The following is a 23,133-nucleotide window of genomic DNA, read 5'->3' as shown; positions in this document are numbered from 1 at the left end:
CCGCGCTGTGCCGGAACCGGCACTCAGACCGCCGAAGTTTCCTGTGCGATCCAGTCGCGCAGCTGTTCGCGGTGTTCCCGGCTCAAGGTGAGGAAGCGGAAGCCCACCCAGGCCTGGCCGGGGGCATGGGTCTGCTCGCTCCACAGCAGGTGGGCGCCGACATCGAGCACGCGCGGCTGGCCGTGCGGTCCGGGAATCGCGAACTGCAGCTGGTACAGGGCATCCTCGTGCATGGGTACCGAGGCCAGCATCAGCATGCCGGTTTCGGATACGTTGCCAAGGCGGCCGACGATGGTCTCGGCCAGGCAGTCGGTGACCGGCACCAGTTCGGCCACCTGGCGGCGGGGAGCGCGGCGCGTATCGGGGGTGTTCATGCAGAAGCCTCCGGGGTGCCAGCGCCGGCGAGCGAGCGCAGGGTGCGCAGGGTGGCCTGCCAGGCACGGTCGATCAGGCGGCCCTTGTCTTCGGTGACGATGCGCGCCTGGCCGTGCGCCATCAGGCGGGCGAGGGCATCGAGCGAATGCTCGCCGGCCTTCTGCCCGCGCGGCGTGACGAACAACGCGTTGTCGGTGACCAGGCTGTACCAGGACAGCCGCTGGCGCCGCACGTCGCCCTGCTGGTTGGTGGTGAATTCGAACCAGGTGCCGAACGGCAGCGTGCGCAGCTGGCGGTAGCAGTCTTCTTCGGCGGTGCTGCGCGCCAGCGGGGCGACCTTGCGCGGGTCGGCGCTGTCGGCCTGTTCGCCCAGGCGGGTGCGCGCCTTCAGGCGCGCGGTCAGTTCGGTCCGCGAGGTGCTGTCGTCCTCGCCGCCAGGGGTGGACAGCCGCCTGGCGATCGCGGCGGCCTCGTCCTGGTGGTAGCCCACCTGCAGCAGGGCAGCTTCAACCTGCTCGCCCAGCGCGGTGTCGCTGTCCGCCGCGCCCGGCGGCTGGCAGGTGACGGCGGCGATACGCGCCGTTTCCTGCTGGCGCTGCTGCCACTGCGGCGACTCCTCGCCGTGCCGCAGCAGGGTCAGGGTCAGCGTGTCCGACCACGCCTGCTTGAGCAGGGACTGCACGAAGCGCGGCGGCGCCGCCTGGGCGCACACCTGCTCGATGCTGGCGCTGGCCTGCTGCTTGGCCGACTCCAGGCGCTCCTTGCCGCGGGCTGCGTCTACGTGCCGGCGCTCGGCCAGTTCGGCCTTGTGCGCCAGCGCGCGGAAATGCTGCTGGATGTCTTCGTTGGCGGCCTCGAACACCCCGGCATCGCCCTGGTAGTTCTGCACCACCTGGTCGACCGCGTTGCCGAGCTTGGCGATCAGCTGCGGATCGACATCCTCCTCGCCCAGCCAGGTGGCGCCCGCTTCGGCCACGGCATTGAGCAGCTCGCGGGCCGGGTGCTGGTCGCGCACGAAGAAGGCGGGGTCGGCCAGCGCCGCGCGCGCCACCGGTACCTGCAGGCGGGTCAGCAGGTCGGCGGCGGCGGCGTCATGCCGGACTTCGCGCTGGATCTGCCCGTAGAGCATGTCCAGCAGGTCGAAGGTGTCGTTGTCCTTGATGGTAAGGGCGGCCTGCGGCCCGTGGTCGGCGCGCACCTGGGCGAGCAGGGCGTTGTGCAGGTCGGCCATGCTGCGACGGGGACCGGCGGCGTGTGCCGTCTGGCTCTGCAGGCGGGCCAGGGTGGCATGCAGGGCCTCATCGGGGACCGGGACGGCCGCGGTGGCCGCTGTTGCCTGCGGCGGTGCCGGCAGGCCGGGCGCGGGTGCGCCGGCCGCCGCCGATCCATCCGCGGATACAGGGCCGGTGCCGACGCCCGAAGGTGCGGCCGCTGCGCCCGCGCTGGCCTGGCGCGCGGCCCCAAGCAGCTGGTGCAGGGCGGCCATTGCCGGTGCGGTGAGATCCGGGCTGGCCGTAGCAGCGGCCGGCGCACCCGTCAGCGGGGCGAGGGTGGCGTCCTGCAGCGAGCGCGGCAGGGCGCCCATTGCTTCGCTGGTCATGGCCGCCCAGGCGCCGGCCGGTGCGGCACCGCCCCAGCCGGTCAGCGGCCGTACGCCGGTGCCGCCGGCACGGCCGGGCGGGCCCCGCTCGGCGCCGGTGACGATGCGGCGGGTGGTTGCCGACCGGGCCAGGTACGGCGTGTAGATCAGGCCGGGCAGCACGCCCTCGTGGCCGAGCAGGATGTTGGCGCGCTCCAGCAGCTCGCCGAGGCGCTCGATCAGCTGGCGGTCGAAGACGCGGAACAGGGCCAGTTGGGTTTCCAGCCCCAGTGCGAACTGTTCGCCCAGCTCGCGTGCGATCCGGCACAGCACGTACGGGCCGAAGGGCAGGTCTTCGACGTCGAACGCCGGCCCGGCCGCGAGTACGCCGAAGCGCTGGCCCAGCAGCTGCAGCGCGCTGGCCGACCGTTGCGCTTCGCGCCGGGTGATGTCGGCCAGCACGATGTCGCGGTCGATGTCGGTATCGGTGACCAGGGTCAGGGTGTTGGCCGATACCGGCGCGGCGGCGGCCACCGGCCGCTGCGCCTGGCGCGGTTGGCGCAGCTGCGCCAGCGCATCGGCGAGCGCGGACAGAAAGCGTGGCGCGAACAGGGCGTTCACGTCGTGCAGCTGCCGTGCCTGGGCGTAGATGTCGGCCTGGATCTGGCTGTTGCGCGCGCGTTCGGCATCGCGGAACAACTCGCGTTCCAGCTCCACGATGGTGAGTTTGAGCGGGTTGCTCAGGGTCTGCACGGCCTGGGCATGCAGAGCGGCCAGCAGCCGGCGCACGCGCGGCGGCGCATCGACGCTGGCAAAGCGCGCCGTGTCGGCCTGGGACGATGAAGGTGCGGACGCAGACATCCGTTGTGGTTCCGGCTCCCCTGAGTACCCGGAATCTAACGTTTTCCCCGGTTTGCCGCCATACGGCGCGTGAAGACACACCTGACACGCCATCGTAGAGCCGGGTTCTACCCGGCTGCACGCCGTCCGGCTCGGCGCACACCTGACTCAAGCCGGGCAGGGCCCGGCGTTACGGGAGGAACAGCTCGACGACGTCGTTGGTGAAGCGGCGGCCCAGTTCGGTGGGCTGGGCGTGGTCGCCGTTCACTGTCATCCACCCGCGTGCCACTGCGGTCTGCAGCGGTGCGGCGATCCGCGCCCGCTCCAGCCCGGTGCGCGATTCGAAATCGCGCAGGCCGAAGCCCTCGTGAAGGCGCAGCAGGTTCAGCATGTACTCGAACGGCAGGCGGTCGGCATCGATGATGTCATCGCCGCCGATCGACGCGGCCTTGCCGGCGCTGTCCATGAACGTCTGCGGGTGCTTGTGCTTCCAGCGCCGCAGCACGTTCTGCCCGGCGCCACTGCTGATCTTGCCGTGCGCGCCGGCGCCGATGCCGAGGTAGTCGCCAAAGCGCCAGTAGTTCAGGTTGTGCGCGCTCTGGCGGCCCGGTCGTGCATAGGCGCTGACCTCGTACTGCGCATAGCCGGCCTCGGCCAGCAGGCGCTGGCAGTGCTCCTGGATGTCCCAGGCCGCGTCTTCATCCGGAATGCCCTGCGGCGGCCGTGCGAAGAACACCGTGTTCGGCTCCAGGGTGAGCTGGTAGTGCGACAGATGCGTGGGCTGCAGCGCAAACGCGCGCTCCAGGTCGTGTTCGGCCTGGGCAAGGGTCTGCTGCGGCAGTGCGTACATCAGGTCGATGTTGAAGTTGTCGTAGCCGGCGTCCTGCGCCAGCTTGACCGCACGCTCGGCCTCGCCACTGTCGTGGATGCGGCCCAGGCGCTTGAGTGCGTCGTCGTTGAAGGTCTGGATGCCGAAGCTGATGCGGTTCACGCCGGCCGCGCGGTAGCGGTCGAAGCGGCCGTGCTCGGCCGTGCCTGGATTCGCTTCCAGGGTGACTTCCAGATTCGGTGCGAAGCGCAACCGTGCCGAGGCGGCCTGCAGGAAGCGGTCGATCGCCTCGGGCGGAAACAGGCTGGGCGTGCCGCCGCCGAAGAACACGCTGCTGACCACCCGGCCCCAGACCAGCGGCAGGTCCTGGTCCAGGTCGCGGATCAGCGCATCGATGTAGGCCTCGAACGGCAGCTCGCCCTTGGCCGCATGCGAGTTGAAATCGCAGTACGGACATTTGCGCACGCACCAGGGCAGATGCACGTACAGCGACAGCGGTGGCGGGATCAGCCGCGGCGCCGGGTCGTGATCGTGGTCGCCGGTGCAGGCTTCGCCGGGGAGGTGATTGCAGGGGGTGTTCATGGATGTTGCCGTGCGGCGTGGTTCGGGGGAAGGGCGCTGTTGTCCGGCGCCAGTTCGCGGGGAAGGGGCAGCTCGGGCTGGGCGGCGTGCACCGCAGCGGCGATGGCGCGGAACAGCGCCAGCTCGCCCCCATCGGCCACGTGCGTGTTCATCACCCGCACACGGTTCCAACGCCGGTGTGGAGCGGGACGCAGGGCCACGCCCAGTTCGCTGACCACCGACTGGGTGCTGTGTTGCCAGTTGCCATAGTGCAGCGCGTCCACCTCACGGGCATGGAAGCGGCGCGTGCGGAAGCCATTGAGCACGCTCTTGACCTCGATATGGCCATCGGTCCCGATGACCACGCGTTGCCGGCTCATCACCGCGAACAGGCCGCCGAGCAGCAGCCACATGCTGCCGACAAGGCCGAACAGGAAGCCCCACGGGGTCCGTTGCGCCGGGTCGCTGCTGTCCGATCCGAGCAGGGATGCACCGCCCATCACCACCAGGACGCCCAGCATCAGCATGGCCAGCAGCACCTGGAAGCTGCGTCCGTCTGAATGGAACACGCGGTGCGCCACGGGGCTCATGCGCGGGTGAGGAACCCGCGCAGCTTGGCCAGGGCGATGGCCCGGTGGCTGATGGCGTTCTTCTGTGCCGGTTCCATCTCCGCTGCGGTCAGGCCGTGGACCGGGTCCAGGAACACCGGGTTGTAACCGAACCCGTTGCTGCCGCGCGGTTCATCCAGGATCACGCCCTCCCAGCTGCCTTCGCAGATCAGCGGTTGCGGGTCGTTGGCGTGGCGCAGCAGCACGATCACCGCGTAGAACCGCGCGGTGCGGCGCTCGGCCGGGACATCGCGCATCGCCTCGAGCAGCTTGGCGTTGTTGGCGGCATCGTTGGTAGGGCTGCCGGCGTAACGCGCGCTGTACAGGCCGGGCGCGCCATCGAGCGCGTCCACGATCAGGCCCGAGTCGTCGGCCAGGGCCGGCAGGCCGGTGCTCGCACAGGCATGGCGGGCCTTGATCAGCGCATTTTCGACGAAGGTCAGGCCGGTCTCGGGCACATCGCTGACGCCCAGTTCGCCCTGCGCCACGATCTGCAGCGGCAGCTCGCCGAGCATGGCCTGCAGTTCCTTCAGCTTGCCGGCGTTGCCGCTGGCCAGTACCAGTTTCATGCGTTCGGCTCCAGCAGGTCCCAGGTGTTGCCGTACAGGTCGGCGAACACCGCAACGGTGGCGTAGACCTCCTTGCGCGGGGTCTCGAGGAAGACCACGCCCTGGGCGGTCATGGCGGCGTGGTCGCGGTGGAAATCGTCGGTGTTCAGGAAGAAACCGACACGGCCGCCGGTCTGGTTGCCGATGCGCGCGCGCTGCTCGTCGTTGCTGGCGCGGGCCAGCAGCAGTGCGGCGGCGCTGCCGTCGGTCGGTCCCACCACCACCCAGCGCTTGTCGCCCTGGTCGATGTCCTCAAGCAGGGTGAAGCCCAGCTTGCCGGTGTACCAGGCGATGGCCTCGTCGTAATCGGCCACCACCAGGGTGGTCAGGGCGATGCGCCGGCTCATGCCGAGGCCAGTGCGGCCTGCTGTGCCGCGAACAGATCCTTGATGCCCTTCTCGGCCAGCACCAGCAGCGCGTCCAGTTCATCGCGGCGGAAGGCGTGCCCTTCGGCGGTGCCCTGCAGCTCGATGAAGCCGCCGCCGTCGTTCATCACCACGTTCATGTCGGTGTCGCAGTCGCTGTCTTCGGCGTAATCCAGGTCCAGCACCGGGGTGCCGCGGTACACGCCCACCGACACCGCCGCTACCGCGCCGAAGATCGGGTTGCGCTTGATGTCGCCGCGCTTGAGCAGGTAGTTCACCGCATCCACCAGGGCCACGTAGGCGCCGGTGATGGCGGCGGTCCGGGTGCCACCGTCGGCCTGCAGCACGTCGCAGTCCAGGGTGATGGTGCGTTCGCCGAGCGCGCCGCGGTCGATGCAGGCACGCAGGGTGCGGCCGATCAGGCGCTGGATTTCCAGCGTGCGGCCGCCCTGCTTGCCGCGGGCGGCTTCGCGGTCGTTACGGGTGTGGGTCGAACGCGGCAGCATGCCGTACTCGGCCGTCACCCAGCCCTCGCCCTTGCCGCGCAGGAAGCCCGGCACGCGGTTCTCCACGCTGGCGGTGCACAGCACGCGGGTTTCACCGAAGCTGACCAGCACCGAACCCTCGGCATGGCGGGTGAAGGCGCGCTCGATGCGCACTTCGCGCAGCTGGTCGGCCTGGCGGCCACTGGGACGGGGATCGGACATGCTTGGCTTCCGGGTAGGACGGGGGATGCGGAGCCGCGCCCGGGCCGGAGACCGGCGGGCGAGGAGGCCGTGAGAAGACCGCTAGGGTACCATTTGCACTTTGAGAGCACCGGAAACCCGCATGATTCGAAGCATGACCGCCTATGCCGGCGGCGAGCGCGCCACCCGCTGGGGCACGCTGGCCTGTGAGCTGCGCTCGGTCAACCACCGGTTCCTGGAGGTGGGCGTGCGCCTGCCCGAAGAACTGCGTGCGTTGGAACCGCAGCTGCGCGAGCGCGTCGCTTCCCGTTGCAGCCGCGGCAAGATCGATCTGGTGGTGCGCCTGCGCGCCCCGGAGGTCACCGGTGCGCTGGTGGTCAACGATGCGCTGCTGGCCCAGCTGGGCGAGCTGTCCAGGCGCCTGGCGCCGGGCTTCCCCAGCCTGCAGGTGAGCTTCACCGAACTGCTGCAGGTGCCAGGCGTGATGCAGGGCGAAGCGGTCGATGCCGCAGCGTTGCAGGCCGAGGCCCTGGCCCTGCTGGATACCGCGCTGGACGGCTTCGTGGCCGCGCGCGAGCGCGAAGGCGACAAGCTGGCCACCGCCATCCAGGAACGCGTGGACGGGGTGGAGCGCATCGCCGCCGAGGTCACCACGCTGATTCCGCTGATCCGCGAGGGCCAGCGCGCCAAGCTGTCGGCGCGCCTGGCCGACCTGCCGCATCCGGTGGATCCCGGCCGCGCCGAGCAGGAACTGGTGCTGTGGCTGCAGAAGCTGGACGTGGATGAGGAACTGGACCGCCTGGGCAGCCATATCGTGGAGATCCGCCGCGTGCTCAAGCAGCGCGAACCGGTCGGCCGCCGCCTGGACTTCCTGCTGCAGGAGTTCAACCGCGAAGCCAACACGCTGGGCTCCAAGTCGGTGGACAGCCGCACCTCCAACGCCGCCGTCGAACTCAAGGTGCTGATCGACCAGATCCGCGAACAGGTGCAGAACATCGAATGAGCAGCCAGCCCATGCCGACCGCCGAGCCCGCACGCGGCACTCTGTACATCGTGGCCGCGCCCTCCGGGGCCGGGAAAAGCAGCATCGTCAATGCCACCCTGGCGCGCGACCCGCAGATCGCCCTGTCGATCTCGTTCACGTCGCGTGCCACGCGGCCTGGCGAGATCAACGGCGAGCATTACCACTTCGTGAGCGCCGCGGAGTTCGAACGGATGATCGCCGCCGGTGACTTCTTCGAGCATGCGTGGGTGCATGGCGACTGGAAGGGCACCGCCCGGCAGTCGGTGGAGCCGCAGCTGGCCGCCGGCCAGGACGTGCTGCTGGAGATCGACTGGCAGGGCGCCCAGCAGGTGCGCCAGCTGGTGCCCGGCACGGTGACGGTGTTCATCCTGCCGCCGTCCCGGCAGGCGCTGCAGGACCGCATGCGCAAGCGCGGGCAGGACAGCGAGGCGGTGATCGCCCAGCGTCTGGCCGCCGCGCGCGAGGAAATGCTGCACTTCAACGACTTCGACTACGTCATCGTCAACGAGGTCTTCGAGACCGCGGTGGACGAGCTGTGCGCCATCTTCACGGCCAGCCGGCTGCGCCGGGAGGCCCAGAAGGTCCGTCACGCCGGGCTGATCCAGGCCCTGTTGACCCAGGATCCGGCCACAACTGACTGATTCACAAGGGGCGGGTAGCGGGTTGGCTTGATTTTGTCCAGCCCCCGCCGGTACAATCCGTCCCCTTTCCCTCATTCGATTGAGCAGCCCTCACCGGCTGCCGGGAGCCCGCATGGCCCGCATCACCGTAGAAGATTGTCTGGAAGTCGTGAACAACCGTTTCGAACTGGTCATGATGGCGTCCAAGCGCGCCCGTCAGCTGGCCAATGGCGTCCAGGCCACCCTGGACAACAGCGAAACCGAAGACAAGCCGACCGTGCTGGCGCTGCGCGAGATTGCCGCCCGCAAGATCGACAACGCCCTGATCGACGAAGTCGAGAAGGCCGAACGCGAGCGTGCCGAGCGTGAAGCACTGGAATGGGCCGCTGCCGAAGTCGTTGCCGACGAAGACATGTCCAAGAACGACGACTGATCGCCCACGCGATGCCTCGTTGTTGCCGCAGACAGCCCGCCCCTGGCGGGCTGTTTGCATGTCAGGGCCAGGGTTCGGTCATGACGCAATAGTTTGCCGTTATCTCGTGGCTGGAATAGTCTTCAAGCCATGAATCCAGGCCCCACTGCCAAGGTCGCCTCGCCCCCCGGCGCGGCCGTACCCGACTATGTCCTCCAGCTCGAACGCGCGGCGCATTACCTGCCGCCGGAGCAGTTGCCGTTGCTGCGGCGTGCCTGGGAAGTGGGGGCCTCCGCGCATGCCGGCCAGACCCGCAAGTCCGGTGAGCCCTACATCACCCATCCGGTGGCGGTGGCCCAGGTGCTGGCCGAGCTTGGCCTGGACGTGGAAGCGCTGATCGCCGCGATCCTGCACGACACCATCGAAGACACACCGCTCACCCGCGAAGAGCTGGCCGCCGAGTTCGGCGAGGCCGTGGCCGAACTGGTCGACGGCGTCACCAAGCTGGACAAGCTCAAGTTCCGCGACCGCCAGGAAGCGGCGGCCGAGAGCTTCCGCAAGATGCTGCTGGCGATGTCGCGCGACCTGCGCGTGATCATGATCAAGCTGGCCGACCGCCTGCACAACATGCGCACCCTGGGCGCGCAGAGCCGCGAGGCGCGCGGCCGCATCGCGCGCGAGACGCTGGAAATCTACGCCCCGATCGCGCAGCGCCTGGGCATGAGCCTGGTCAAGAGCGAGCTGCAGAACCTGGGCTTCAAGGCGCTCTACCCGTGGCGCCACGCGATCCTGGAAAAGCACATCCGCAGCCAGCCGGTGGTGCGCCGCGAGGCGATGGCGCAGGTGGAAGTGCAGCTCAGCCAGCGCCTGGCCAAGGAAGGGCTGGAACACCGCCTGGTGAGCCGCATCAAGACCCCGTGGAGCATCTACAACAAGATGCGCGACGAGAACAAATCCTTCGACCAGGTGATGGACGTGTTCGGCTTCCGCTTGGTCGTGCGCGGCGTACCGCAGTGCTACCACGCGCTGGGTGCGGTGCATGCCACGTTCAAGCCGCTGGACGGGCGCTTCCGCGATTTCATCGCGATCCCCAAGGCCAACGGCTACCAGTCGCTGCACACGGTGCTGTTCGGGCCGTATGGCTCGCCGATCGAGGTGCAGATCCGCACCGAGGAAATGGACCTGATCGCCGAACGCGGCGTGGCCGCGCACTGGACCTACAAGTTCGGTGGCGACTCGCCCAACAGCGCGCAGAGCCGTGCGCATGCGTGGATCGTGGAACTGATCGATTCGCAGCGTGCCGCCGGCTCCTCGCTGGAGTTCCTCGACAACGTGAAGGTGGACCTGTTCCCGGACGAGGTCTACCTGTTCACCCCGAAGGGCAAGATCCTGGCCCTGCCGCGCAATTCCACCGCCCTGGATTTCGCCTATGCGGTGCACACCGACGTGGGCAACATGGCGGTGGCCTCGCGCGTGGACAAGAAGCTGGTGCCGCTGCGCACCAAGCTGGTGAGCGGCCAGACCGTGGAGGTGATCACCGCACGGTCGGCCACGCCCAAACCGCAGTGGCTGGAGTTCGTGGTCAGTTCCAAGGCGCGCACCGCGATCCGCCACCAGCTCAAACAGCTCGAACACGAAGACGCCGTGCAGCTTGGCCATCGCATGCTGGACCGCGCGCTGGAGGCGATGGACAGCTCGCTCGAGCGGCTGCCCAAGGGCCGCCTCGATGCCTTCCTGGCCGAACACCGCTACCCGCGGCTGGAGGCGCTGCTGGCCGAGGTGGCGCTGGGCAACTGGATGCCCAACCAGGCTGCGCAGGCGCTGATGGCCTATGCCGAACTGCGCGGTGGCGCGCATTCCAAGCATTCGCAGGAGAAGATCCTGATCAACGGCAGCGAGCGCGGCGTGGTCACCTTCGCCAACTGCTGCCAGCCGATCCCGGGCGACGACATCATGGGGTACCACACCGCCGGCAAGGGCATCGTGGTGCACCGCATGGACTGCCCGAACCTGGCCGAACTGCGCAAGTCCCCCGAGCGCTGGGTCCCGATCGGCTGGGACACCACCGTGTCCGGCGACTACGACACCTCGCTGGTGGTGGAGGTGGAGAACGGCACCGGGGTGCTGGCGCAGCTGGCCGCCGCGATCGCCCAGAGCCACTCCAACATCGAGCGGGTGGATTACCTGGACCGCGACTTCAACGCGGCGGTGCTGTGCTTCAACGTGCAGGTCCGCGACCGCAACCACCTGGCCGAGGTCATGCGCCGGCTACGCCGTCTGTCGGTGGTTCAGTCGGTCCGCAGACAGTAGAGCCGACCGTTGGTCGGCTGGCCGCGCAACGCGCGGCAATGATCGACAACGCGGCCCCCGGCCCGATGCAACGCCCACGCCACAGGTAGAGCCGACCGTTGGTCGGCTGGCCGCGCAACGCGCGGCAATGATCGACAACGCGGGCCCACGCCACAGGTAGAGCCGACCGTTGGTCGGCTGGCCGCGCAACGCGCGGCAATGATCGGCAACGCGCCCCCGCCCGATGCAACGCCCACGCCGCGGATCGCGGCGTCGATCGCGGCTTCGGCGGTACAATGGGAGGCCCACTTTCGTTCCCTGGAGCTTCCATGTCCCGTCAGATCATCACCAGCGACAAGGCGCCGGCCGCCATCGGTCCGTACTCGCAGGCCGTGCGCGCCGGCAACACCGTGTACTTCTCCGGCCAGATTCCGCTGGACCCGGCCACCGGCGACATCGTCGGCGCGGGCGACATCGAAGCGCAGGCGCGCCGCGCCTTCGACAACCTCAAGGCCGTGGCCGAAGAAGCCGGCGGCTCGCTGGACAAGGTGGTCCGCCTGGGTCTGTACCTGACCGACCTGGCCGAGTTCGCCAAGGTCAATGCGGTGATGCAGGACTACTTCCAGGCCCCGTTCCCGGCCCGTTCCACCATCGAGGTTTCCGGCCTGCCGAAGGGCGCCAACTTCGAGGTCGACGCGGTGATGGTCATCGACTGACCACCACGTGGCACGCAAGACGGCGGTCACCCCGGCCCTGACGCCGTCCGGCGACGCATCCCTGGCGATGCTCGCCGGCGTCGGTCCGGCCGTGGCCGCCAAGCTGGCAGCACGCGGCCTGGCGTCGCTGCAGGACCTCTGGCTGCACCTGCCGCTGCGCTATGAAGACCGCACCCGGTTGACCACCATCGCCCAGCTCCTGCCCGGCATGGCCGCGCAGGTGGAAGGGCGGGTCAGCGCGGTCGAGCGCGGATTCCGTGGACGACCCGTGCTCAAGGTCGCCATCGAAGACGACTCCTACGGCACGCTGGTGCTGCGCTTCTTCCATTTCCGTGCCCAGCAGGTGGCGCAGTTCGCCGTGGGTGCGCGGATACGCTGCTACGGCACCGCCAAGCCTGGCCACACCGGGCTGGAAATCGTCCATCCCAGCTATCGCGTGCTGGGCAGCCACGACGATGATGAGCTCGGCGACAGCCTCGATCCGGTCTATCCGGCCGTGGAGGGCGTCGGGCCGGCAACGATGCGCCGGTTCATCGGGCTGGCACTGGATCGCCTGCCGGACGAGGCCGCGCTGGAACTGCTTCCCGTCGACTGGTTGTCCGGCCTGGGGTTGCCGTCGTTGCGCACCGCGCTGCTGACCGTACACCGGCCACCGCCGGATGCGGACCTGGCCGCGTTGGCCGCCGGCCGGCACCCGGCGCAGCGGCGACTGGCCATCGAGGAGCTGCTCGCGCACCACCTCAGCCTGCGCCGCCAGCGCATGGCGCTGCAGGCGCACCATGCGCCGTCGCTGCGCGGGCAGGGCGCCCTGGTCGAGCGGCTGCGCGACAGCCTGCCATTCCGCCTGACCGGTGCCCAGCAGCGCGTATACGAGCAGATCCGCAAGGACCTGGCCAAGGCGCATCCGATGCTGCGCCTGGTGCAGGGCGATGTCGGTTCGGGCAAGACCGTGGTCGCGGCAATGGCGGCGATGCTGGCGGTGGAGCGGGGCAAGCAGGTTGCCCTGGCCGCGCCGACCGAACTGCTCGCCGAGCAGCATCTGAACAACCTGCGCGGCTGGCTCGAACCGCTGGGCGTGCGCACCGCATGGCTGGCCGGCAAGGTCACCGGCAAGGCGCGTGCCAAGGTGCTGGCCGAGGTCGCCTCGGGCGAGGCGCAGGTCGTGGTCGGTACCCACGCGCTGATGCAGGACAGCGTGGTGTTCAAGGACCTGGCGCTGGCCATCGTCGACGAGCAGCATCGTTTCGGCGTGCACCAGCGGTTGGCGCTGCGTGACAAGGGCGCCGATGGACGCAGCGTGCCGCATCAGCTGGTGATGACCGCCACGCCGATTCCGCGCACGCTGGCGATGTCCGAATACGCGGATCTGGATGTTTCGGCGATCGACGAACTGCCGCCCGGCCGGACCCCGGTGCAGACCGTCGCGCTCAACAACGACCGGCGCCCGGAGCTGATCCAGCGCATTGCCGTGGCCTGCGCCGAAGGGCAGCAGGTGTACTGGGTGTGCACGCTGATCGAAGAAAGCGAGGAGCTCGACGCCACGCCGGCGCAGGCCACGTTCGAATCACTGCAGGCGCTGCTGCCGGGCGTGCGCGTGGGGCTGGTGCACGGCCGCCTGAAGGCCAGCGAGAAGCTGGCCACGATGGTCGCCTTCAAGGCCGGTCAGATCGACCTGCTGGTGGCCACCACCGTCATCGAGGTTGGCGTGGATGTTCCCAATGCGTCGTTGATGATCATCGAAAACGCCGAGCGCCTCGGCCTGGCCCAGCTGCACCAGCTGCGCGGGCGGGTCGGGCGCGGCTCGGCGGTGTCGCGCTGCGTGCTGCTGTACCAGGCGCCGTTGTCGAACATGGCGCGCGCGCGGCTGGAGACCATGCGGCAGACCAACGACGGGTTCCTGATCGCCGAGAAGGACCTGGAGCTGCGTGGCCCGGGCGAACTGCTGGGAACCCGGCAGACCGGCCTGGCCGCGTTCCGGATGGCCGACCTGGCGCGCGATGCCGATCTGCTGCCGGGCGTGCACGAACTGGCCGAGCGCCTGCTTGCCGAAGCGCCCGCGGTGGCCGACACCGTGGTGCGGCGGTGGATCGGGTCGGCGGTACGCTACGCCGCGGCCTGACGCGCCGTCCTGCCCCCGCCTTGTATTTGTCATGAGGGGGTGCGAAAGTCCGTTGCCGATTATCAAGACGGCAAAGATGACCAAGAAGATTCCGCTGCTGATCGACACCGATCCGGGTGTCGACGACGCCCTGGCCCTGTTGATGGCCTTCGCCGATGAACGCCACGATATCGTTGGCCTGACCATCGCCGCCGGCAATGTCGGCCTGGACCACACGGTCCGCAACGCCCTGAAGCTGTGCGAAGTGGCTGGCCGCGATGACGTGCCGGTGTTCGCCGGTTCCGCCGATCCGCTGCTGCATCCTTCGGTGGATGCCGCCCACGTGCACGGCGCCGACGGTTTTGGCGACGTCAACCTGCCGCCCGCCGCCCGCAGCGCCGAGGCCGAACACGCCGCACTGGCGATCCTGCGCCTGTCGCACCAGTACGCCGGCGAGCTGTTCCTGGTCGCTCTGGGCCCGCTGACCAACCTGGCACTGGCGCTGAAGCTCGACCCGACCCTGCCGCAGCGCGTGAAGCGCTTCCTGGTGATGGGCGGGGCAGTGACCTGCCACGGCAACATCACCCCGGCCGCCGAGTTCAATATCGCCTTCGATCCGGAAGCCGCGCACGTGGTGTTCACCGGCTTCCCGCAGATCGAAGTGGCCGACTGGGAAGCCACCGTGGCCCACGGCCTGCTGCACAAGGATGTCGAACAGTGGCTGGCCGCCGACAGCGACAAGGCGCGCTTCTACGAGCTGATCTCGCGCCAGACCCGCCTGTGGTCCGAAGACAGCCGCGGCGAGCGTTGGTTCGCCGCCGATGCCCTGGCGATGGCCTGGGCGCTGCAGCCGGACGGAGCGATCCGGGTCGAATCGCGTCCGCTGAACGTTGAACTGGCCGGGGTGCACAGCCGGGGTGCTACCATTGTCGACTGGAACCGCCAGACGGGGCAGCCGGACAACACCCAGCTGCTGATGGCCTATGACCAGGGGCGCTTTGAAGCCCAGGTCCGGGCCGCTCTCGGGGTCCAGTAAGGCCGCCACGGCGGGCCTGTTCATGTAGCGGAGGTCCCGGCTTGCCCTTGCAGGGCGCCGGGACTATAATGCCGCGCTTACGTTTTTCATATTCTCTACGGTGTGTCCATGAAGGCCGATATCCATCCGAACTACCGTGACGTCGTTTTTCAGGACGTTACCTCTGATTTCAAGATCCTGACCCGTTCCACCATGGCGACGAAAGAAACCGTGCAGTGGGAAGACGGCAAAGAGTACCCGCTCGTCAAGATCGAAATCTCGTCCGCTTCGCACCCGTTCTACACGGGCAAGCACAAGGTGATCGACACCAGCGGCCGTATCGACAAGTTCCAGAAGCGTTTCGGCAAGCCGGCTCCGGCTGCTGCTGCCGAATAAGCGGTCGACGCTGCTGCACGAAAACAACGGTCGCCAGGCGGCCGTTGTTTTTTTTTGCCTGTTTGAACCCTGCTGGCGAATGAACGGCAGTTCATAAATTGTCGCCGCGGCAGGAACGCAGTGTCCATCCCGGTCGGCCCGGCAGCCGCGAATGCCTGCTGGCGCGGGGCGCGCACGCCCTGCGTCTACGACTTCCGTCCTAGGGCGTGGCAAATGTTGCTGTGCGATAATGACGTGATCCACAGCACAGGCTGTGGACTTCCTTCACGTGCCTGCCCCATGCGCTTGGGTGGGCGCCTTCCCCTGAGGAGCGCACACAGTGTCCGATCTTGATCAGGTCACGCTCAACGCCGGCGATACGTCGGTTGTTCTGCCGGTCATCAAACCCACGCTTGGCAACGATTGCGTCGATATCTCGAAGCTGACCAAGGAAACCGGTCTCTTCACCTACGACTCCGGCTACACCGCCACCGCCAGCTGCAAGTCCGCCATCACCTACATCGACGGCGACAAGGGCGTGCTGCTGTACCGCGGCTACCCCATCGAGCAGCTCTCGGAAAAGTCCAGCTACGTCGAAGTGGCTTACCTGCTGATCAACGGCGAGCGTCCGAGCGCCGAGCAGCTGAAGGCCTTCACCGATGAGCTGGCCGCTGAAGCCAATGTCGATGCGTCGATCAACACGCTGATCGCCAGCTTCGCCAAGGATGCCCACCCGATGGCCATCCTGGCGGCCGCGATCGCGCAGCTGTCGGGTATCTACCACGCTTCGCTGGACCTGTCCGACGCCGAACAGCGCCGCAAGGCTGCCGTGCGCCTGATCGCCAAGGTGCCGACGCTGTCGGCGCTGATCTACCGCCACGGCAAGGGCCTGCCGGCCAATACGCCGGACACCTCGCTGGACTACGTCAGCCGCTTCCTGAAGCAGACCTTCGAGTCCGCTGATGGCCAGTACGACCTGAACCCGGACGTGGTCAAGGCACTGGACCTGCTGTTCATCCTGCACGCCGACCACGAGCAGAACGCCTCGACCTCGACCGTGCGCCTGGTCGGTTCGACCGGTGCCAACCCGTATGCCTCGGTCGCCGCCGGCGTCACCGCGCTGTGGGGTCCGGCCCACGGCGGTGCCAACGAAGCCGTGCTGAAGATGCTGGAAGAGATCGGTTCGGCCGACAACGTCGAAAGCGCCGTGCTCAAGGCCAAGGACAAGACCTCCGGCTTCCGCCTGATGGGCTTCGGCCACCGCGTGTACAAGAACTTCGATCCGCGCGCCAAGGTCATCGGCGAGATGACCGGCAAGGTGCTCAAGCAGCTTGGCGTGCAGGATCCGCTGCTCGACGTGGCGGTGAAGCTGGAACAGGCCGCGCTGCAGGACGATTACTTCGTGGCCCGCAAGCTGTACCCGAACGTCGATTTTTACAGCGGCATCATCTACAAGGCGCTGCAGATCCCGACCGAAATGTTCACCGTCATGTTCGCCCTCGGCCGTACCTCCGGCTGGGTCGCACATTGGCTGGAACAGCAGGTGGATCCGGAAATGAAGATCGGCCGTCCGCGCCAGGTCTACACCGGCCACGACGTGCGCGACTACCAGGGCTGATCGCTCCGACGTTGCAACGCAGAAGAACGCCTCCGAAAGGGGGCGTTTTTTTTTCTTCTCACTTCGGCGTGGCACGCACGGCGCGTGCTTCCTGCCTTTCCTGGTGCGGCGGCGGGTGGGTCGGGCGCTGGGCTGCGATGCCCCTGCCGGCGACTGTCCCCCGGCGTCGGCCTGCGGCCGCCACCTCCTCCTTTACGTCACCGGCAGGGGCATCGCAGCCCACGTGTCGAGACCATTGGCGCCTCGCCGAAACTCCTTCGTGTGCCATCTGCCAGCGCGTCCCTCTGGAAGTGACGCTCCGCATGAACCACGTGGACGCTTTTATTTCGCTTCTCTGCATGGCTCGGACGGCGCGTGCTTCCTGCCTTTTCCGGTGCGGCGGCGGGTGGGTCGGGCGCTGGGCCGCGATGCCCCTGCCGGCGACTGTCCCCCGGCGTCGGCCTGCGGCCGCCACCTCCTCCTTTACGTCGCCGGCAGGGGCATCGCAGCCCACGTGTCGAGACCATTGGCGCCTCGCAGAAGCGTCTGCTTTCCTGCCGCAAGCCGAGCCCCGTTGCGGTGGGCAGGCTCCTGGGCAACGTAAAGGAGGAGGTCGTCGCCGCCAGGCGGCGGCCGGGGGACAGTTGCCCAGGGGCCTGCCCACCACAACGGGGCCCCACACGCTCGCGAGATGCCGAGCGGAGACGCCTTCGTGTGCCACCTGCCAGTGCGTCCCCCTGGAGGTGACGCTCTGCATGAACCATGCGCCTCCTCCTTTACGTCGCCGGCAGGGGCATCGCAGCCCACGTGTCGAGACCATTGGCGCATCGCAGACGCGATGCGGGGCCAGTTGTCCCGAATGTTCTGCCTGTCTGATTATCTTGCAGGGCCGATCCGTATTCGCGGTGCCGGCGGTCGCGTTGGTGGCGGCATTATCTCGGCGCATTGCGTCATGCCGTGTTGAACACCCGCGTCGTGGTCGATGCCGTCTGCGCGGGTTGGGCCGCGTAGTGGTACGCAGGCGTGCTTGATGTCGTGTTCGACAAGTTGAAAAAAACAGGCTTTTTTACCTGGGAATGATAGGCGCGCATGACGTCGCTGTAGTGAAAAAAAGCGTAGGAATCTGCGTGATTCGCGCGTCGCGTGAGCGATGTCGCAGATGCATGGGTTATCGATGCATTTTAAGAATCGTTGCATGTCTAAATCACATTTCATTGACTAACGTGACCACGCTGCTGGCATGGCCTGTTTGTGCCAGTGGTGCTTCCACTACGGAGGCTCCTTACTTCATCTGAGAGAGATAACCATGTCGCATATCTTCAAGAAGGCCGCTCTGGCCGCAGCGCTTGCCTGCGCCTCGATGTCGGCGCAGGCCGCGGTCGAAGCCAACATCACCGTGTGGGCCAACGTCGACCCGACCCTGTCGCTGCTCAAGGCCGACGGCACCGCGCTGCCGGATGCCGTTGAGCTGGTCTACCGCGCCGGCGGCGCCGGTCTGGCGCCGTGGACCGAGGATGTGCGCATCTTCACCAACGACACCGAGAAGAACGTCACCGTGCGGCTTGCCGCCGATGCCGTCCTGCGGCCGGACCTGGCCGCGCCGGGTGCGCAGCCCGAGCCGTTGACCGTGAGCCTCAATGGGCGCGCGCTGGACACCGTCGCAATCGAGTTCGTTGCAGCCGATCTGTTCGAGAGCGCCATCCCCGGCGCATCGATCGCCATGCCGCTTCGCGTGGAACAGACCACGTCCGGCGAGATCAACTTCGCTGGCCTGTACAGCGGCACTGTTGCGCTGGTCGTCGCCCAGGACACCGGCAGCCTGTAACTCCTCCCACCGTGTCGGCCCGTACGCGGGCCGGCCGGCCATCGGTTGTACCCCATGTCGATATCTGCCCCCGCCCTCACCCGGCTGGCGATCGCGCTCGCCCTGACGTTGGCCGCACCGGCCGTGCAGGCGCGGCCGGTGCCGGCCGGATTCGAAGATCTCGCGACCGGCCAGGCCGAGCGCGTCGAGGTGCGCCTGTTCGGGCGCTCGGCCGGCCTGTGGTCGGCGTGGATCACTCTGGATACCGTGCAGTTGGACCAGCCGGTGCAGGTGCTCGATGCACTGGGCCTGGCGGCCGATGCGCAGGATGCGCTGCGTGTCGCGCTGGCGGCGCCGTTGCCACGCAACAGCCATCTGGCCTGCCCGTACGGCCAGCCCAATCCGGGCTGCGGCTGGATCGACAGCCCCGGCGACCCGGCGCAGGTGCACGCCATTTTCGACGAAGGCGAGGGCGTGCTGATGCTGTTTCCGGCCCGCCAATGGCTGCCGCAGCAGACGGCCGCGCCGTCGCCGTTCCATCAGGTCAGCCCGCAGGCGCAGAACGCGCTGCTGCACCAGCAGACCGTCAACATCAGCGGTAGCAGTGGTTACCAGGCCTTGAACGTGCAGGGCAATGGCGCACTTGGCGTGCTGCGCAACGGCCATATCGGCGGGACCTGGAACTACAGCCGCCAGGCGCGGAAGGGTTACCGTACCCACGATCGTTTCAACCTGGACGATCTCTACTACCGCCACGACCTGGCCCAGCGTCACTACCTGCAGCTGGGTCGCATGGACCGGCGCAATCTGTCCAGCCAGCAGGGCGGCACCTTCAGCTTCGGCATGCTGCCGTTGGACCGTTTCGACGGGCTGCGCGTGGGGACCACGCAGGCCTACGTGGATGCCGATGCCAGCATCGCTTCCACGCCGCTGACCGTGCTGCTCGGTCGCGATGCGCGGGTGGATGCCTTCGATGGCGACCGTCTGCTGCAGACCTTCTATCTGCAGGCCGGCGTCAACGATCTGGATACCCGCCGTTTCCCCGGCGGCACCTACACCGTCACGCTGCGCATCTACGAGGACGGGCGCTTCGTGCGCAGCGAAGACGCGCCGTTCAGCCGCGGCGGCGACTGGTCCGACCGCAGCGTGCAGTGGTTCGTGCAGGGCGGGCATCGCCGCGAGCGCAGCGTGCGCAGCGATGCGGTGCCGTCCACCGACACGGCCCTGCAGGCCGGGCTGCGCGTGCCACTGGCACGCAACTACGGCATGACCTTCGGCGTGGCCCGGGTGGCCGATACCGGGTATGGCGAGGTTCGCCTGGAAGGCCGGCAGCGGCTTGGCGACCACGATCTGCAGGCGATGGTCGGCGCGATCAGCGGCGGCGACGGAAGCCACGGCATGCAGCAGCAGGTGAGCTATCGCCACTACGCCTCCTGGAATCTCTATCGCCAGCGCCTGCGTGGTGGCGCCTGCCGCGCGGCCACGCCGGTGCAGCGCGATCGCTTTGGCTGCACCGATTCGCTCAGTGCCTCGGTGTCGCTGCCGTTGTTCGGCGGCAGCCTGTACCTGGGCCACACGCGCCGACGCAGCTACACCCCGGAGTGGGCGCTGCCCGACGCCAGCGACGATGCATGGAACGGGCTGCCGCCCGGCCTGCTGCCACCGCCCGTCCCGACGCTGCGCCCGGCGCAGACCGCACGCAGCGTGCAGGTGAGCTACAGCCTCACCCGGCAATGGCGGGGCTTCATCATCGGCAGTCGGCTGGGGGTGTGGCAGCAGGACAACGACAGCGGCACCGGCCTGGGGCCGACCCGCGACCGCGGTGTTGCGTTGAACGTCAGCGTGTCGCGGCTGCGCCGGCTTGAAGATGGCAGCGTGCAACGGCGTGTGGCGCTGGATGTGCGGCAGCCGCGGCACCAGGCGCCGGACAGCCGCGTGAGCGTGTCGCAGTCGCTGCGCCAGGAGAACGATGGCGATGCGCGCGAGCTGACGGCCGAGCTGGGCGCGCGCAACGATGACCGCTACAACGCGCTGGTCACCGGGCGCATCGACAACGCCTTGGGGCAGACCGGTGCGGCGTTGTCGTACTACCGGCAGCCCGGCGGCGGCGAGATGTCCTACAGCGTCAACCATTCCTCCGGTATGGCGCTGTCCGCCCAGGGTCTGTTCTGGGGCGGTGCCTACGGCGCCGATGCCGGTGTGACGGTGAGCGTGGACAACGCGCTGGACCTGGATCTGCGTGGCGCTGCTGCCGAGGTACGTGCCGGCAGCAACCGCCGCCAGACCCTGCGTTTCGGCGAGCGCCGCCTGATGCCGCTGGGCGGCTACCAGCGCCACCGTGTGGATGTGCAGGACCTCAGTGCGCACGACAGTGAGGTTGCCGTGCGCGTGGCGCGGCTGGGCGCGGCGCAGCATGCGTTCCTGCCGCCGGGCAAGGTGATCGCCCTGCCGATCGGGCTGGAGGTGACCTATACCTTCATCGGCAACGCGCGCGACATCGCCGGCGCGCCGCTGGACGGCGCCCGCATTCTCAACGCGCCGGTGCCGTCGCTGGGCAGCGATGGCGGCTTCATCGCCGAGTTCCCGCAGCGCGAACCGGTGCTCTACCTGCTGCAGGCCGAGCGCCTGCTGCAGTGCCCGCTGACCGTGCGCGAACGCCGCAGCGTGGTGCTGCTGGTTGGCGACGTGCAGTGCGAGCCGCTGGCGCTGGAGCGCCTGCCGGCGCCGATCCGGCACCAGGCACGGGTGCAGCGGTTGTTGAACGAACTCACCCCGGTGGCACGCCGGACCGACGGCAATGCGATGGGAGAGGTGCGATGAGAACGTGGCTGCTGGCGACGGCACTGGTGTGGGGTCTGTTGGCCAGCGCGGCGGTGCATGCGCAGCGCCCGCCACTGACTACCCCGGCAACCGGCGTGATCACCACCGAGGTGGCGCGCAGCTTCGACCGGTCGGCGCCGGAGGCGCTGGAACTCTGGGCGCCGCGCACGGTACTGGGATACGGCGACGTGGATCTGAACTACGGAAAGATCCATCTGACGTGCGGATCGGATCCTGCGTTGGGCAAGTGCCCATCGCGGGATACGGGGGAATCATCCGGTAGAAGCAGATTCACCCTTCAATTCGCCGAAGCGCGTAGCGGTCAACGGATGGACATCGCCGTTACCGGTTGGTTGGAGCGCGTGGAGTGGCAAAGGAACTGCAGTATCGATTACTGGAATCGCGCCGATTTTCCGCTTTGGACGTCTTTCCAGAACCAATGCATCGTGCCCCCCGGAGGAACTGGCGCCGCATTGATGCTGCAGTCGGAGGATATCGGCGAGCTGGTCGCAGGCCGCTGGACGGCGGAGCTTCGACTGCACCTGCGCATCGATCCCGACGGCCCCATCATCGCCACCCACGTCTTCAAGTTCGACCTGACCATCACCGACCGCGACCGGGTCATGATCTACCTGCCCGAGTTCGGTCTGGCCCCCCCGCTGGTCGGCCTCCAGCTCGACTATCGCCCAGTGCCGTACCCGGCCACCATCGGCGGCAGCAACGTGCTGGACATGTGCCTGTACGACGGCATGGGCTCGCAGAGCGAGTACCTGGGCATCACTGCACGCGATATGGGGCCGGTAGCCCCGGGCCGCCCGGATACGCAGTACTCGGTCTGGCACCGCGACGGCGGCCGTGACCCGCACGATCGCGTGGACTACCAGCTCACCCTCGCCCACAACGGGCAGCGCATTCCACTGCGCAACAACGATGAAGTGCTGCTGCGCGGGATCGACACCGCCGAACTGCGCCTGGTGATGCTGCCCGATTTGAACCAGTGGGTGTACTGCGTGCCCACCCCGTTGACCCTCGACACGCCCCGCGTGCCTGCCGCCGACAAGCGCAATGGCAACTACGAGGGCCGGCTCAAGCTCGAGATGCGTCTGCCCACCACCCGCCTGTGATACCCCGATTGGAACCCCGTCCGATGACCACGACCTGCTTTGCCGGCGTGCTTCTGCTCGCCCTGCTGCCAGCCGCCCCGGCGCTGGCCAATCTCAACGTCCACCCGATGCGCGTGCATGCCGAAGCCGGCAAGACCGCCACCGTGCGCGTGCATTCGCAATCGCCGCAGCCGCAGTACGTGCAGGCCACGGTGAAACGCATCCTGCATCCGGCGACCGAAGACGAGCAGGAAGTCGACGAAGCCATCGGCAGCGCCACGGTGATGGCGGTCACCCCGGGCAAGTTCGGCCTCGCCGGCGGCGGCAACCGCCTGGTGCGGATCATTCCGCTGCAGCCGGTCCAGGAGGAAACCGCGTTCCGCGTGTATTTCGAAGGCGTGCGCGGTCCCGACGACAGCGAGCCGGCAGTGCCGGTCCAGGGCACTGGCGCCACCTTGGGTGTGAGCCTGGTCTGGGGCGTGCTGGTCAACGTGCTGCCTGCAGATGGGCGCGTGGAGATGCAGCTGGAAGGCGACCGCCTGGTCAACCGCGGCACGTTGCGACTGGGCGTCAATCATGTCCAGGACTGCGATGCCAGCGGCGTCTGCACGTCCCACGAGGTCAAACGCAGCCTCTACCCGGGCGCGGCAATGACCCTGCCGTTCGTGCCGCGCCCCGGTGGGCGCGTGGAGATCGACTACCGGCTCAGCCATGCCGGCTACCGCGACCACCACCAGACCCTGTTGCCCTGAGCGCCGCGTGGCCCTGCGCCGCGCCGCCTGCACCGCTTTTTCAACCACGGAGCTTTT

General features: G+C 68.2%; 20 protein-coding genes. 13 read left to right on the top strand and 7 right to left on the bottom strand.

Annotated elements, in window-relative coordinates; all coding sequences use genetic code 11:
- Positions 1–23: 23 nt before the first annotated feature.
- The 7 genes from ACLB90_RS05675 to rph all read right to left on the bottom strand — a co-directional run bounded on the left by ACLB90_RS05675 (position 24) and on the right by rph (position 6,472).
- Positions 24–374, bottom strand: coding sequence for a PilZ domain-containing protein (locus ACLB90_RS05675; RefSeq protein WP_411852009.1), 351 nt, complete (start codon positions 372–374; stop codon positions 24–26).
- Positions 371–2,815: a DUF1631 domain-containing protein gene (locus ACLB90_RS05670; protein WP_411852008.1), complete on the bottom strand. Its 2,445-nt coding sequence runs from the start codon at positions 2,813–2,815 to the stop codon at positions 371–373. The genes ACLB90_RS05675 and ACLB90_RS05670 overlap by 4 nt, the downstream gene beginning before the upstream one ends.
- A gap of 169 nt (positions 2,816–2,984) precedes the next feature.
- Entirely contained in the window at positions 2,985–4,205 is a 1,221-nt protein-coding gene (gene hemW, locus ACLB90_RS05665) for a radical SAM family heme chaperone HemW (RefSeq protein ID WP_411852007.1), read from the bottom strand.
- Complete coding sequence (locus ACLB90_RS05660) at positions 4,202–4,753, bottom strand: hypothetical protein (protein WP_411852006.1); 552 nt, start codon at positions 4,751–4,753, stop codon at positions 4,202–4,204. Before ACLB90_RS05660 ends, hemW begins: the two co-directional genes overlap by 4 nt.
- Before the next feature lie 17 nt (positions 4,754–4,770).
- Entirely contained in the window at positions 4,771–5,361 is a 591-nt protein-coding gene (rdgB, locus tag ACLB90_RS05655; RefSeq protein ID WP_411852005.1) for an RdgB/HAM1 family non-canonical purine NTP pyrophosphatase, read from the bottom strand.
- On the bottom strand, positions 5,358–5,747 hold the full coding sequence (locus ACLB90_RS05650) for a VOC family protein (RefSeq protein ID WP_411852004.1): 390 nt from the start codon (positions 5,745–5,747) through the stop codon (positions 5,358–5,360). The genes rdgB and ACLB90_RS05650 overlap by 4 nt, the downstream gene beginning before the upstream one ends.
- Positions 5,744–6,472: a ribonuclease PH gene (gene rph / locus ACLB90_RS05645; RefSeq protein WP_411852003.1), complete on the bottom strand. Its 729-nt coding sequence runs from the start codon at positions 6,470–6,472 to the stop codon at positions 5,744–5,746. Before rph ends, ACLB90_RS05650 begins: the two co-directional genes overlap by 4 nt.
- A 121-nt stretch (positions 6,473–6,593) precedes the next feature.
- Between rph and ACLB90_RS05640 the strand changes: the two genes are divergently transcribed.
- From ACLB90_RS05640 to ACLB90_RS05580, 13 genes are all read left to right on the top strand, one after another.
- Positions 6,594–7,454, top strand: a complete 861-nt coding sequence (locus tag ACLB90_RS05640; RefSeq protein WP_411852002.1) for a YicC/YloC family endoribonuclease — start codon at positions 6,594–6,596, stop codon at positions 7,452–7,454.
- The gene (gmk, locus tag ACLB90_RS05635) at positions 7,451–8,116 is read left to right on the top strand and encodes a guanylate kinase (protein WP_411852001.1); all 666 of its coding nucleotides are present in this window, start codon (positions 7,451–7,453) and stop codon (positions 8,114–8,116) included. Before ACLB90_RS05640 ends, gmk begins: the two co-directional genes overlap by 4 nt.
- Before the next feature lie 112 nt (positions 8,117–8,228).
- Positions 8,229–8,528, top strand: coding sequence for a DNA-directed RNA polymerase subunit omega (rpoZ, locus tag ACLB90_RS05630; RefSeq protein WP_005410877.1), 300 nt, complete (start codon positions 8,229–8,231; stop codon positions 8,526–8,528).
- A gap of 129 nt (positions 8,529–8,657) precedes the next feature.
- A complete protein-coding gene (locus ACLB90_RS05625; protein ID WP_411852000.1) occupies positions 8,658–10,817 on the top strand; it encodes a RelA/SpoT family protein in 2,160 nt (719 codons plus the stop codon).
- Between the two features lie 308 nt (positions 10,818–11,125).
- The gene (locus tag ACLB90_RS05620) at positions 11,126–11,512 is read left to right on the top strand and encodes a RidA family protein (protein ID WP_411851999.1); all 387 of its coding nucleotides are present in this window, start codon (positions 11,126–11,128) and stop codon (positions 11,510–11,512) included.
- Between the two features lie 67 nt (positions 11,513–11,579).
- Positions 11,580–13,631: an ATP-dependent DNA helicase RecG gene (gene recG, locus ACLB90_RS05615; protein WP_411852705.1), complete on the top strand. Its 2,052-nt coding sequence runs from the start codon at positions 11,580–11,582 to the stop codon at positions 13,629–13,631.
- 76 nt (positions 13,632–13,707) lie between these two features.
- Positions 13,708–14,646 carry a nucleoside hydrolase gene (locus ACLB90_RS05610; RefSeq protein ID WP_411851998.1) on the top strand — a complete coding sequence of 313 codons (939 nt, stop codon included), beginning with the start codon at positions 13,708–13,710 and terminating at the stop codon, positions 14,644–14,646.
- A 108-nt stretch (positions 14,647–14,754) separates the two neighbouring features.
- Positions 14,755–15,021: a type B 50S ribosomal protein L31 gene (locus ACLB90_RS05605; protein WP_017356718.1), complete on the top strand. Its 267-nt coding sequence runs from the start codon at positions 14,755–14,757 to the stop codon at positions 15,019–15,021.
- Positions 15,022–15,340: 319 nt separating this feature from the next.
- The gene (locus ACLB90_RS05600; RefSeq protein ID WP_411851997.1) at positions 15,341–16,618 is read left to right on the top strand and encodes a citrate synthase; all 1,278 of its coding nucleotides are present in this window, start codon (positions 15,341–15,343) and stop codon (positions 16,616–16,618) included.
- A gap of 1,285 nt (positions 16,619–17,903) precedes the next feature.
- Positions 17,904–18,422 (top strand): CS1 type fimbrial major subunit, encoded by a 519-nt coding sequence (locus ACLB90_RS05595; RefSeq protein WP_411851996.1) that lies wholly within the window; start codon positions 17,904–17,906, stop codon positions 18,420–18,422.
- Positions 18,423–18,476: 54 nt separating this feature from the next.
- Entirely contained in the window at positions 18,477–21,221 is a 2,745-nt protein-coding gene (locus ACLB90_RS05590; RefSeq protein ID WP_411851995.1) for a TcfC E-set like domain-containing protein, read from the top strand.
- Positions 21,218–22,345: a CfaE/CblD family pilus tip adhesin gene (locus tag ACLB90_RS05585; RefSeq protein ID WP_411851994.1), complete on the top strand. Its 1,128-nt coding sequence runs from the start codon at positions 21,218–21,220 to the stop codon at positions 22,343–22,345. The genes ACLB90_RS05590 and ACLB90_RS05585 overlap by 4 nt, the downstream gene beginning before the upstream one ends.
- A 23-nt stretch (positions 22,346–22,368) precedes the next feature.
- The gene (locus ACLB90_RS05580) at positions 22,369–23,076 is read left to right on the top strand and encodes a pilus assembly protein (RefSeq protein WP_411851993.1); all 708 of its coding nucleotides are present in this window, start codon (positions 22,369–22,371) and stop codon (positions 23,074–23,076) included.
- Positions 23,077–23,133 lie beyond the last annotated feature (57 nt).

Origin of the sequence: Stenotrophomonas sp. LGBM10 (genome assembly GCF_046736075.1) — a bacterium.
GTDB lineage: Bacteria > Pseudomonadota > Gammaproteobacteria > Xanthomonadales > Xanthomonadaceae > Stenotrophomonas.
Note: the sequence above shows the minus strand (reverse complement) of the source record. Positions and strands in the feature narration are given on the sequence as shown.